Source organism: Brevibacterium aurantiacum (assembly GCF_003932995.1).
Lineage (GTDB): Bacteria > Actinomycetota > Actinomycetes > Actinomycetales > Brevibacteriaceae > Brevibacterium > Brevibacterium aurantiacum.
The window spans coordinates 2,802,050-2,814,721 of record NZ_CP025333.1; the positions used below are offsets into that span (position 1 = coordinate 2,802,050).

Genomic DNA, 12,672 nt, shown 5'->3' on the forward strand with positions numbered 1-12,672 from the left:
ACTATTCGGACACTACCGGGCGCTCGGAGTCGGCAAATCCCGTCATCCACAATTTCATGTCTCAAACTTCGTTCCCGACTACAATTTCGCGTCCCGAACGCCGAAGATGGGAGGAACAACCCCGAAGCAACAAACCCCAGAGAAAGTCGATCATTGACAGAGACGATCCGCAACGCCCGAGCCGCATCCCTCCCCGCCAAGCTCTCCCGCTCCTGGCTGCTGGTCAACGCCGCCAAAGAGGAGACCTTCACCGAGGCGCAGATCTCCGAATCGGATTCCGTCATCTTCGACCTTGAGGCCTCGGTCTCCGACGACAAGAAGATCACCGCCCGGGACAATGTCGTGCGTGCCCTGGAAGGCGGCATGTCCGCCTGGGTGCGCATCAACAAGATGGACTCGGAATTCTGGGATGACGACCTCGCCGCCATCGCCATGCTGCCCGGACTGCGCGGCGTGATGCTGCCGGAGACCGAACGCCCCGAACAGGTCTCCTATACCGCGATGCGTGCGAAGGCAGGACTGCCGGTCATCGCCCTGCTCGAATCTGCCATGGGCGTGGAGAACGCAACCAAGATCGCCGAGGCGCCCGGCACCTTCCGTCTGGCCTTCGGAACGAACGACTTCCGCAAGGACACCGGCTTCTCCGGTGATCCGATGGCACTGGCCTACGCTCGCTCGCGTCTGACCATCGCCTCGCGCATGGGCGGACTGCCCGGTGCGATCGACGGCCCATCAGCGGCGACCGCCAGCGATGAGCAGGTCCGCAATGACGCCGAGGTGACCCACATGATGGGCATGACCGGAAAGCTCGTGCTCAACGTCGATCAGGTCGTGACCCTCAACGAATCGATGAGCCCGAGCGAGGACGAGCGCGACTGGGCTCGACAGCTGCTCGAAGCCGCCGAGGGCGGATCCGAGATCACAGACGGTTCGTACCTCCCCCGTCTGGCACGCGCGAAGAAGATCGCGTCCCTGGCATCAACCTACGGTCTCTGGAACGCCTGAGTCCTCGCACGTGTCGGTCCGTCAGCCTTCGTGGATCCTCTGGTCGACCCTGCCTGCGATTCTCCTGGTCATCGCCTTCGGGCTGTGGCTGAGAGTCAATGTCTCCGGCCCCACGACGCTGGACCAGGATTGGCTCAGCCTCGTCGGGCTCGAATCCGACACCGTCCCGTACTGGGTGGCGGTCACCCTCGCCGAGATGGGTGGGGGCACGGGTGTCGTGATCTGCACGGGACTTCTGGGGGCGGTCTTCGTCCTCCTGCGACAGTTCCGTTCCGCTGGCGTCCTCGTGACCACCATGGTCTTGGGAGTCGCGCTGTCCGAGCTGCTCAAGGCCGTGGTGACCCGGGTCCGCCCCAGCGAGCAGCTCTACGATTCCCTGGGCTATTCGTACCCGTCGGGACATTCCATGGGTGCGGCCGCGCTTGCCCTCAGTCTCGCTTTCATAGCCTCTCGGGCGCATATGCTGCGTCTGGCCGAGGCGGGCGCGGTCGCCCCATTGGCGCTTCCGCCTGAGAGCACGAACGAGGTCAAGGCGGTTCCGACCGAGATCACTCCCCCACTCGAGCCTGTCGTCCTGCGGTTCCACTGGTCGATGCTCCTGGCCGCGGTCTGGATCCTGCTGATGATGTGGTCGCGGACCGCGCTGCAGGTGCACTGGCTCTCCGACACGATCGCAGGTGCCCTCATCGGCATCTCGGCCGCGGTGCTCGCCGATGAACTCTGGACCTGGGGGACGATGAGGGCCCGTTCACCTCGTCGTGAGAGGTGAACGGGCCCCGTTCGATCTGATGTGTCCGGTGGAGGTCAGTCCTCGCTCAGTGAGACTCCGCTGAAGGCTGAGGCGTTGACGGCTCCGGCCACGGCCTTGACGACTTCCTCGGACACCGCCGAGTCGACGGCGAGAACCGAGAGCGCATCGTTGTCGGTCGCAGAGGGTGAGACCTGCATGCCGGCGATGTTGATCTCGTTGGCACCCAGCGCCTGGCCAAGCTGCCCGATGATTCCGGGGCGATCTTCGTAGCGGAAGATGAGCAGGTTGTCGGTGAGTTCGATCTCGAGCTCGAAGCCGTTGACCTCGGTGAGCTTCTGCACGAGCTTCGGTCCGGTCACGGTGCCCGAGACCGAGATCCGCTGCCCTTCGCTCGTCGTCGCGGTCAGCCGCGTGACGTTGCGGAAGGATTCACAGTAGGGATCGGTGACGAGCTCGACGCCGATTCCGCGCTCCTCGGCCAACAGCGGTGCGTTGACGTAGGAGACCTGGTCGGACACGACGTCCTTGAACAGACCCTTGAGAGCGGAGAGCTTGAGGACGGACACGTCCTTGTCTGCGATCTCGCCGTTGACCTCGACCTTGAAGTGGGTGACCGAGGAGTTGGCCAGCGAGTTGACCACGCGGCCCAGACGTTCGGCCAGGGGAATGCCCGGGCGCACGTCCTCGTGGATGGCTCCACCGGCGACGTTGACAGCGTCGGGGACGAGTTCACCGGCCAGTGCCTTGCGCACGGACTTGGCGACGGCCACGCCGGCCTTCTCCTGCGCTTCAGCGGTCGATGCGCCGAGGTGGGGCGTGACGTTGACGGCGTCGAGGTCCATGAGCGCCGAGTGCTCAGGGGGTTCCGTGCTCCACACGTCGATGCCTGCACCGCCGACCTCACCTGCTGCGACCGCCTCGGCGAGGGCGTCCTCGTCGATGATGCCGCCGCGGGCGACGTTGATGAACCGGGCGCCGGACTTGGCGGCCTTGAATTCTTCGGTGCTGATCATGCCGATCGTCTCTGGCGTCTTGGGCATGTGGACGGTCACGAAGTCGGACACGGCCAGCAGTCCGGGCAGGTCGACGACCTCGACGCCCATCTGCGCGGCGCGTGCCTGCGTGATGTAGGGGTCGTAGCCGACCAGTCGCATGCCGAAGGCCTTGGCACGCTCGGAGACGAGGCCGCCGATGCGTCCGAGTCCGACGATGCCCAGAGTCTTCTCGTAGAGTTCCACGCCGGTGTACTTCGAGCGCTTCCATTCCCCCGCCTTGAGCGAGGTGTTGCCGGCGCCGAAGTAGCGTGCGGAGGCCAGAATGTGTGCCATGGTGAGCTCGGCCGCGGAGATGATGTTCGAGGTCGGAGCGTTGACGACCATGACGCCCGCCGAGGTGGCAGCTGGGACGTCGACATTGTCGAGTCCGACCCCGGCGCGGGCGATGACCTGGAGCTTCTTCGCCGCGGCGATCGCCTCGGCGTCGACCTGGGTCGCGGAGCGGACGAGGATCGCGTCGACATCGACGATGTCGTTGAGGAGCTGGGAGCGGTCAGCACCTTCGGTGTGACGGATCTCGAAGTCTCCTCCGAGGGCATCGATGGTTGCCGGTGACAGATTTTCGGCGATGAGCACGATGGGCTTGGGCACTGAGTTCCTCCTGTTGCGTCCGGGACGCGTCCATCTTATGAGACTTTGTGAATGCATTCACAAAGTCTCAAATTATGGGAAGTGAGTCTCGGCTCACTCAGGCGAGTGCCCCGGCCGTGTCACGCAGATGTCGACGTCAGAACCCGTTGGGCGAATACGGCATCCGGCCCAGGTTGAACATCGAGCTGGCGCGCACTGCGGCACCAGGCACGTTCTCGTCGATGCGTCCCGCGCGGGCGAGGATCACCGGGTCGGCGCCGCCGAAGTAGAGGGACCCGAGTTCCGCGATGCCGAGACTCAGGTCTGCCGGGGTCGAATCAGGGGCGGTCTCGACGACGGCGTTCTCACCGTCTGAGGTGATCGTGTAGCGACCACCAGCCAAATCGAGGGAGTCGTCGATCTCGAGGACCAGTGTGCCCGGCACGTACCAGGGACGAGCCTCAAGGGCGGCCTTGACGTCGAGGATCCTGATCCAGATGTTGTCCTCAGTGGACACGGTCCGGACTCGGCGGGAGTCTGTGAGCAGCCACGGCAGCGGTGAGTCCTCGGCAGACTCTCCGAACGTCACCCTCGTCGTCAGGTCGATGGCGGCCAGGAATGACCACAGTGAGGCGTAGGCGGCATCGGTGACAGCGACGAAATCGATGAGTTCGATCGTCGGCGGATTCTTCGACCAGCCGGCGAACTTATAGGACACGTAGCCGTCGGCTTCGCCCTGTTCGTCGAAGTGCAGGGCGGCACGCACACCACGATCAGCCACGCCGGTGTCCGTGTTCAGGTCTCCGGTGGCACGCTCGATGTAGGTCTGCTGGCGCTCCATGGCACCTGGGGAGGTGCGCATGAACTCTCCGTAGATCTTCGGTGCCAGCTCGCGCAGTTCGCTGGGCAGGCACATCTCGACCCGACGGTCGGGTTCGTGGACCATCTTGAACCCCGGTGAGGTGTCGACCTCGATCGAGTGTGCCCAGGTGGCTACGCCGAATCCGAAGCGGGAGTAGATTCCACCTTCGGTCGCCGTGAGTGCGGCGAATGGGTATCCGGCTGCCTTCGCCTCGGCGAGGTCGGTCGTCATCAGCGACCTCAGCAGCCCCCGCCTGCGATGGGTGGGCCGCACCGTCACCCAGGTGATCAGGTGGCCGGGCACCAGACGCCCGCCTCCCACGTTGACCAGCTTCTCGAACCACGCGAAGGTCGCCACGGGGACGCTGGCGTCGAGGGCGTGCTCGTATTCCTGCTTCGCGTAGACGGCGGTGAGGTTCCGCCCGTCGGCGATGGCTCGCTCGACGCGATTCTTCAGCGCATCATCGGTCGACCGAGCGTCATGGAATCCCACGCTCGTCGACGCGAAATACCCCTGTGTGCGCTCATCGGGGGCTCCGGTCGACTCGTCGAAGGCTGGCTTGAAGTTTTCGAATCTGTAGTTCGTCACGATCCCAAGAGTAATTCACATCACCGCCGATGCGACTCATGCACGAGCGGAAATCGTCACCTCCCGACGGGAGCCGACACGACGATGCCCCGGAGGCCGAGCAGGCTTCCGGGGCATCGAGGTAAGACGATCAGCGAGCGGCAGTGCCCTCGGTGTAGTCGTCATCGGAGTCCTTGAGCCATGCGAACATCTTGCGCAGTTCGCGGCCGGTGGTCTCGATCGGGTGCGTCTCTTCCTTCGAACGCAGTTCCTTGAACTCGGCCGCACCGTTCTTCTGGTCGTTCATGAAGCGCTCGGCGAACTTGCCGTTCTGGATGTCGGCGAGGACGGCTTCCATGTTCTTCTTCACGTCAGGGGTGATGACGCGAGGACCGGAGACGTAGTCGCCGTACTCAGCGGTGTCGGAGATCGACCAACGCTGCTTGGCGATTCCGCCCTCGACCATGAGGTCGACGATGAGCTTGAGCTCGTGGAGAACCTCGAAGTAGGCGATCTCCGGCTGGTAACCGGCCTCGGTGAGGACCTCGAAGCCGTACTGCACGAGGTGGGAGGTGCCACCGCAGAGGACGGTCTGCTCGCCGAAGAGATCCGACTCGGTCTCCTCGGTGAAGGTGGTCTTGATGCCGCCGGCGCGCAGTCCGCCGATTCCCTTGGCGTAGGAGAGGACGAGGTCCCAGGCCTTGCCGGAAGCGTCTGCTTCGACGGCGACGAGCACGGGGACGCCGCGACCGTCGACGTATTCGCGACGCACGACGTGGCCCGGTCCCTTGGGAGCGACCATGATGACGTCGACGCCCTCGGGAGGCTGGATGTAGTCGAAGCGGATGTTGAAGCCGTGAGCGAAGAGCAGCGCATTGCCGGGCTTGAGGTTCGGTGCGATCTCAGCGTTGTAGATCTCGGCCTGGACCTGGTCCGGGGCGAGGATCACGACGAGGTCGGCCCACTCGGAGACCTCGGCCGGGGTGCCGACTTCGAGGCCTTCTGCTGCAGCCTTGTCGCGGCTGGCGGAGCCTTCCTTGAGGCCGATGCGGACCTCGACGCCGGAATCGCGCAGGCTCAGTGCGTGTGCGTGTCCCTGGCTGCCGTAGCCGACGACGGCAACCTTCGTGCCCTGGATGACGGACAGGTCTGCATTGTCGTCGTAATAGCGTTCTGCTGCCATAGTTCTCTTGCTCCTTCAGAGGTTTGGGGTACTCCCCCATTGTTTCACAGTTCGGTACTGCTGTTCACTTATTGAGATGGTTGACGTTCCACGAAGTGGAACGAGAAGTCCTCAGCTGCGCTGGGTTGAGGTGCGCAGTATCGCCAGGCTTCAGCTGCGCAGGGCGCGGTCGGTGATCGACTTCGAGCCGCGGCCGATGGCCACGGTGCCCGATTGGACGATCTCCTTGATCCCGAAGGGTTCGAGGACCTCGCGCAGGGCCTCGACCTTGCCCAGCTCGCCGGTGGCCTCGACGCTGACGGAGTCGGGTCCCACGTCGACGATCTTGGCCCGGAACATCTCCACTGCCGCCGCAACCTGTGGGCGGATGGTGGCGTTGGCCTTGACCTTGTAGATGATGTGGGCCCGACGCACCGAGGTGGCCGGTTCGAGTTCGACGATCTTGATGACGTTGACGAGCTTGTTCAGCTGCTTGGTCACCTGCTCCAACGGCACGTCCTTGACGTCGACGACGACCGTGATGCGCGAGAGCTCATCGTGTTCGGTGACACCGACGGCGAGGCTGTGGATGTTGAAGCCGCGGCGGGCGATGAGGCCGGTGAAGCGGGTCAGCACGCCCGGCTTGTTCTCGACCAGGACTGAGAGTGTGTGCCGGTTGTTCATTCCAGGCCTCCTTCGATCTGTGCCACGGAGCGAACCGTGCCGTCTTCTTCGGTACCGGCGTCAGCAATCTGGTTCTCGGCCTGCTCGTCACCTTCGCCGTCGAACTCGGGGCGAATGCCGCGGGCGTATTCGATCTCATCGTTGGACACACCGGCGGCGACCATCGGCCACACCATGGCATCCGGCGGGACCGTGAAGTCCAGAACGACGGGACGATCGTTGGTCTCCAGCGCCGTCTTGATCGCAGCATCGACATCGTCGTTGCTGTTCACGCGCAAGGCCAGGCAGCCGTAGGCCTCGGCGAGTTTGACGAAGTCGGGGATCCGGATCGTCTCGTGCCCGGTATTGAGATCGGTGTTGGAGTACCGGCCGTCATAGAACAGGGTCTGCCACTGGCGAACCATGCCCAGGGACGAGTTGTTGATGATCGCAACCTTGATCGGGATGTCATTGAGCGCGCAGGTCGCGAGCTCCTGGTTGGTCATCTGGAAGCATCCGTCTCCGTCGATGGCCCACACGACACGGTCGGGTTCGGCGACCTTCGCGCCCATCGCGGCAGGCACCGAGTAGCCCATGGTGCCCAGGCCACCGGAGTTCAGCCAGGACTTGGGGCGTTCGAACTCGACGAACTGGGCGGCCCACATCTGGTGCTGGCCCACACCGGCGGCGTAGACAGCCTCGGGTCCGGTCAGCGCCGAGATCCGCGAGATCACATACTGGGGATCGCAGAGTTCGTCCTGCGTGGAGTAGCCCAGTGGGTAGGTCGTCTTGAGACGGTTGAGGAAGCGCCACCAGGGTTCGCGCTGACGCTCGAGTGCCTTGGGGAACTTGCTTCGCAGTTCGCTGAGCATCTCGGCCAGCACCTCACGGGCATCTCCGACGATGGCGACCTCGACGTCACGGTTCTTCCCGATCTCCGCCGGGTCGATGTCGGCGTGGATGACCTGCGCGTTCGGAGCGAAGGAGTCGAGGTTGCCGGTGACCCGGTCATCGAATCTGGCACCGATGGTGATGAGGAGGTCGGCCTTCTGGAAGGCCGTCACGGCGGGCACGCTGCCGTGCATACCCGGCATTCCGAGGTGGAGCTGGTGCGAGTCGGGGAACGCACCACGGGCCATCAGGGTGGTGGCCACGGGAATGTTGGTCGCCTCGGCGAGTTTGAGCAGTTCCTTGTCGGCCTGCGAACGGATGACTCCGCCGCCGATGTAGAACACGGGGCGCTGGGCTTCCGAGATGAGCCTCACGGCCTCGCGAATCTGCTTCGCGTGCGGCTTGAGGATGGGACGGTAGCCGGGCAGCTGCGGCTCTCCGGGCCAGACGAAGGGGGCGGTGCCCGTCTGTGCGTCCTTGGTGACGTCGACGAGGACCGGGCCGGGCCGGCCGGTGGTCGCGATGTGGTGGGCGTTGAGGATCGCCGATGGGATGTCCTCGGCCTTGGTGACGAGGAAGCTGTGCTTGGTCACCGGCATCGTCATTCCCACGATATCGGCTTCCTGGAAGGCGTCGGTGCCCAGCAGCTTCGAGCTCTGCTGGCCGGTGATGGCCAGGACGGGCACGGAGTCCATGTGGGCGTCGGCGAGCGCCGTGATGAGGTTGGTCGCTCCTGGACCCGAGGTCGCGATGCACACGCCCAGCTTGCCCGAGGCCGCAGCATAGCCTTCGGCCGCGTGTCCGGCGCCCTGTTCATGGCGAACGAGGATGTGGCGGATCTTGTCGGTCTCGAACAGTGGGTCATACGTCGGAAGGATGGTGCCGCCGGGAAGGCCGAAGACCGTCTCTACCTCGAGGAGCTCGAGGCTGCGGACGATTGCCTGCGCTCCGGTGAGGACCTCTGGGGTCGAGTTGCGTCGAATGCTTGACGGGGTCGCGGTGACCGGGGCTGCGCTGGGCGCGGTGCCAGTTCCCGCTGACTGGGCCGAGGGCGTGGCTGCCATCGTTTCGTATCCTTCCTAGTGATCCATCTTGTCTCCGCATGAAAAAAGCCCCTCCGGTTTCGGTAGGGGCGCGCGGAACATGTCGTGTTGACAGGCTACGGAAGATCCGCGCGCTGGGTAATAACGACGACAAGAAGGTGAGTCATGGCTCAATAGTTCACCTCCGGCGACAAAGGTGTCAAACGTCGCAATGGATCGTCTCGCAGAATGGGACTGCGTTCGACTGAAGAGTGAGACTCCGCAAACGCACCCGCGGTTGCAGCCTGAGCCCGGGGAAGAAGGAAAGCCCGATTGTGCGAACCATAGACTCCGACACGCGCTCCGACTAGGCTCTTGAAGGTGCGTCCCCTCTTACGTTTCTGGCCCGATCTGCGCTCTCGCATCGGCGTGTACATCGCTGTACTCGCGCTCACGCTCCTGGCCAACGGCATCCAGCTGATCACCCCCCTGATCACCGGTCACATCATCGACGGCCCCATCGCCCACCGCGATCTGTCCGGGCTGTGGCTGCCCGTGCTCGGGGTCCTTCTCATCGGCATCGCCGAGGCGGTGGCACTGTGGGCACGGCGCATGCTCGTTGCCCCGGTCGTCGCCCAATGGGAGATCACCTGGCGTTCACGTCTCTTCGACCGACTGCAGTACACCTCGGTGGCTATCCACGACTCTTGGGAGTCCGGGCAGCTGCTCTCGCGCGCGATCAATGACCTGTCCCAGCTGCGCCGGTTCTTCGCCTTCGGAATCCCCTTCCTCGTGACCACTCCGCTGATCATCATCATCGGCACCATCATCCTCACCTTCCTCCAACCGGTCTTCGGCCTCATCATGCTGATCATGGCCGTACCGACGATTGCGACTGTGACGGTCTTCGAGAAGAGGTACCGCGAGGCCTCCCGGCGCTCCCAAGACACGGTCGGTGAGATCACCACCGAGGTCGAGGAGTCGATTCAGGGGATCCGGATCCTCAAGTCCTTCGGCCGCTCGCCCTGGGCCGCACAGCGCTTCTCCCTGCTGTCGCGGAAGTTCCAGGGTCTCGAGGTGCGCAAGGCCAAGCTCGACTCCTGGTTCTGGAGCGTGCTCATCCTCCTGCCCACACTTGCCCAGGCAGCCATCGTCGCCGTCGGCACGTGGGGCGTCGTGCAGGGGTGGACGACGATCGGCACCGTCGTCGCAGGTGTGACCATCTCCATGGTGATGCGGATGCCCATCGAGATGCTCGGCTTCCTCCTCGCCGATGCCCTCATGGCCCTGACCGCCGCGGCCAGATACTGGGAAGTCATCGACATCAGACACGACATCACCGACACTGACGGCAAGATCGCCGATGCTCCCGATGTGCGTCGCTATCAGGGTGAGCTGGATTTCGAGGATGTCGACTTCCATTTCGCCGACACGGACCGTGAGACTCTGAAGAACCTCAATCTCCACATTGCTCCGGGCCAGACCCTGGCCATCGTCGGTGCCACGGGCTCGGGCAAGACGACGCTGGCTTCTCTCGTCCCGCGGCTGCAGGACGTCACCGGCGGATCGGTGCGGATCGATGGCACCGACATTCGCGATCTGCCCGTCAATGAGGTCCGCAACCTCGTGTCCGTGTCCTTCGAAGACCCCATCCTGTTCTCCACCTCGGTGGCCGAGAACGTGAGTATGGGTGCGCCCGGGGTCGATGATGCCGCCATCTGGCAGGCCCTGGAGATCACGGCCGCGAAGGACTTCGTCGAACGGCTGCCGGAGGGCTTGGACACCCAGGTCGGTGAGCAGGGCCTGTCCCTGTCCGGTGGGCAGCGACAGCGGCTGGCGCTGGCCCGCGCTGTGATCGGCGCACCTCGGATCCTCGTCCTCGATGACCCCTTGTCCGCCGTCGACGTCGACACGGAGGATCGGGTGCAACGGTCACTGCGGGAGATACTGCCCGATTCGACGACGCTGATCATCGCCCACCGCCCGTCCACCTCGGCGCTGGCCGATGCGGTTGCCGTCCTCGACGAAGGACGCATCGTCGCACTGGGCACCCACGATGAGCTGCTGGGATCCTCCCCGCTGTATCGCGAACTCATGGGCGCGTCTGCGACGAGCGAGCACTCGACGTCCCAGCACTCGACTGAGGGAGGTGGCCGATGAGCATTCCCCGTCTCAATGAGGACGAGGTCGAGCAGCTTCCCCCGGACATCGCGAAGAAGGCCCGCAGGCTGCTGCTCTCCCTGGTCCGTCCCCATCTGCCGATGGCGATCTTCCTGCTCGTCATCGTCGTGCTCACGGCACTCTTCCTCGTCATCGGTCCGATCTTCATCGCCGATGCCCTCGACAATGGTGTGCCGAAGGCGGTCGAAGGCGATCCGGGGCCGCTGATTCGGGCAGTGTCGGCCTTCGTCATCTCAGCGATCGCCTCGGCCGTGCTCGCCTTCGCCTCGACGAGGCTGGTCGGCATCACTGCACAAAAGGTCGTCTACAGTCTGCGCGAACGGCTGTTCAAGCACATCCAACGCCTCGATCTGGGCTATCACGAACGCTCGACTTCTGGCCGGCTGGTGTCGCGACAGACCTCGGACATGGAGTCGGTGCAGCAGTTCCTCACCTACTCCCTCTTCGACACGGCGCTGGCGCTGTTCGAGATGACGTTCATCGCCGTGACGCTCATCGTCCTCGACGTGCCCCTGGCCGTCGTGGTCTTCCTCGGATTCATCCCGCTCTTCTTCATCACGAAGTCCGCGCACACCTCGCAGCGCAGCGCCTACCGCCGGACGCGGACCTCGATCGCGAAGGTCATCGTCCACTTCGTTGAGACCATGGGCGGGATCCGAGCGGTGCAGGCCTACCGCCGGCAGCCCGACCGCCGCGGCACGCTCAAGGACGAGGACACCCAGTACCGCGATGCCAACACCGATGCTCTACGCGGAGTCGCCTGGTTCGCTGGCTGGACGCGGCTGGTCGGCAACGTCACCCAGACCGTGATCATCATCGTCGGTGCCTGGCTCGTCATCGAGGGATGGACTCAGATCGGTGTGCTCGCCGCGTTCATCCTCTATCTGCGTCGCTTCTACGGTCCGCTCGATGAACTGGTTCAGTCCTTCAACCTCTACCAGTCCGCCTCGGCGGCGCTGGAGAAGATGGCCGCCGTCCTCGACACCGACCCCGAGGTGGTCGCACCAACGAGCCCCAAGTCGCTGCCCGCGCACAGGTCCGACCAGACCTCAGGCACCACCTCGGCGACGGAGGATCTGCCTGCCAAGCCCAGCGGCCGCTCGATCGACCTCAATCATGTCCGCTTCTCCTACGGTGACGGCCCCGATGTCCTCCCCCGATTCGACCTGCGCATCCCCGCAGGCCAGATCGTGGCGCTCGTGGGTGCCACCGGCGCGGGCAAATCGACCCTGGTCAAACTGGTCACCCGGTTCTACGATCCCAGCGAAGGTCGCATCACCATCGACGAGGTGGACCTGCGTGATCTCGACGATGCCGAGCTGCGTCAGAGCGTGGTCATGGTCACCCAGGAGTCGTTCCTGTTCGCGGGCACGATCGCCGACAATATTCGCATCGGCAATCCCGACGCTGGTGATGACGACGTCGTCGCCGCGGCCACAGCCGTCGGCTTGGACCCCTACATCCGGAGACTGCCCGCGGGCTATGAGACCGATGTGAAGAAGCGCGGCGGTCGGCTGAGTTCGGGACAGCGTCAGCTCGTGTCGTTTGCCCGCGTATTTCTGGCCGATCCGGACATCGTCGTCCTCGACGAGGCGACCGCCCATCTCGACATCCCGTCCGAACGCCTGGTCCAGAAGGCACTGGCGACGGTGCTCGAGGGGCGCACCGCGATCATCATCGCCCACCGGCTCTCGACCGTGGAGATCGCCGACCGCGTTCTCGTCATGGACTCCGGTCGGATCATCGAGGACGGCACGCCGGATGAGCTGATCTCAGGGGCGGGCAAGTTCGCGCAGCTGCACAAGGCGTGGCGGGACTCGTTGGTGTAGGGCGTGGGCTGACGGGAAGTTGGCACTGTGTGTCTTGACTTCTGGTGTCCGGACTTCCTACTCTCATGACAACACAAGTTGTCGATTAACAGTTGCCGTTGACCCACCGGGAGG

Annotated in this window: 9 protein-coding genes; 4 read left to right on the top strand and 5 right to left on the bottom strand. The window is 64.3% G+C overall.

Annotation, left to right across the window (positions count from 1 at the left end):
• Positions 1–153 precede the first annotated feature (153 nt).
• Both CXR25_RS12910 and CXR25_RS12915 read left to right on the top strand, forming a co-directional pair.
• Positions 154–1,005: an HpcH/HpaI aldolase/citrate lyase family protein gene (locus tag CXR25_RS12910; RefSeq protein ID WP_009882624.1), complete on the top strand. Its 852-nt coding sequence runs from the start codon at positions 154–156 to the stop codon at positions 1,003–1,005.
• A gap of 10 nt (positions 1,006–1,015) precedes the next feature.
• Positions 1,016–1,774: a phosphatase PAP2 family protein gene (locus CXR25_RS12915; protein ID WP_125240614.1), complete on the top strand. Its 759-nt coding sequence runs from the start codon at positions 1,016–1,018 to the stop codon at positions 1,772–1,774.
• A gap of 35 nt (positions 1,775–1,809) precedes the next feature.
• Here CXR25_RS12915 and serA read toward each other — a convergent pair whose 3' ends face one another.
• From serA to CXR25_RS12940, 5 genes are all read right to left on the bottom strand, one after another.
• Positions 1,810–3,402 carry a phosphoglycerate dehydrogenase gene (gene serA, locus CXR25_RS12920; RefSeq protein ID WP_125240615.1) on the bottom strand — a complete coding sequence of 531 codons (1,593 nt, stop codon included), beginning with the start codon at positions 3,400–3,402 and terminating at the stop codon, positions 1,810–1,812.
• A gap of 136 nt (positions 3,403–3,538) precedes the next feature.
• Positions 3,539–4,831 carry a GNAT family N-acetyltransferase gene (locus CXR25_RS12925; RefSeq protein WP_125240616.1) on the bottom strand — a complete coding sequence of 431 codons (1,293 nt, stop codon included), beginning with the start codon at positions 4,829–4,831 and terminating at the stop codon, positions 3,539–3,541.
• Positions 4,832–4,961: 130 nt separating this feature from the next.
• On the bottom strand, positions 4,962–5,993 hold the full coding sequence (gene ilvC / locus CXR25_RS12930) for a ketol-acid reductoisomerase (RefSeq protein WP_069600489.1): 1,032 nt from the start codon (positions 5,991–5,993) through the stop codon (positions 4,962–4,964).
• 150 nt (positions 5,994–6,143) lie between these two features.
• Positions 6,144–6,656: an acetolactate synthase small subunit gene (gene ilvN, locus CXR25_RS12935; RefSeq protein ID WP_125240617.1), complete on the bottom strand. Its 513-nt coding sequence runs from the start codon at positions 6,654–6,656 to the stop codon at positions 6,144–6,146.
• A complete protein-coding gene (locus tag CXR25_RS12940) occupies positions 6,653–8,590 on the bottom strand; it encodes an acetolactate synthase large subunit (RefSeq protein WP_069600490.1) in 1,938 nt (645 codons plus the stop codon). Before CXR25_RS12940 ends, ilvN begins: the two co-directional genes overlap by 4 nt.
• A 339-nt stretch (positions 8,591–8,929) precedes the next feature.
• On the opposite strand from CXR25_RS12940, the gene CXR25_RS12945 reads away from it, so the two are divergent.
• Together CXR25_RS12945 and CXR25_RS12950 are read left to right on the top strand one after the other, a co-directional pair.
• Entirely contained in the window at positions 8,930–10,708 is a 1,779-nt protein-coding gene (locus tag CXR25_RS12945) for an ABC transporter ATP-binding protein (protein WP_338027577.1), read from the top strand.
• Positions 10,705–12,558, top strand: a complete 1,854-nt coding sequence (locus tag CXR25_RS12950; protein ID WP_101584141.1) for an ABC transporter ATP-binding protein — start codon at positions 10,705–10,707, stop codon at positions 12,556–12,558. Before CXR25_RS12945 ends, CXR25_RS12950 begins: the two co-directional genes overlap by 4 nt.
• Positions 12,559–12,672: the final 114 nt, after the last annotated feature.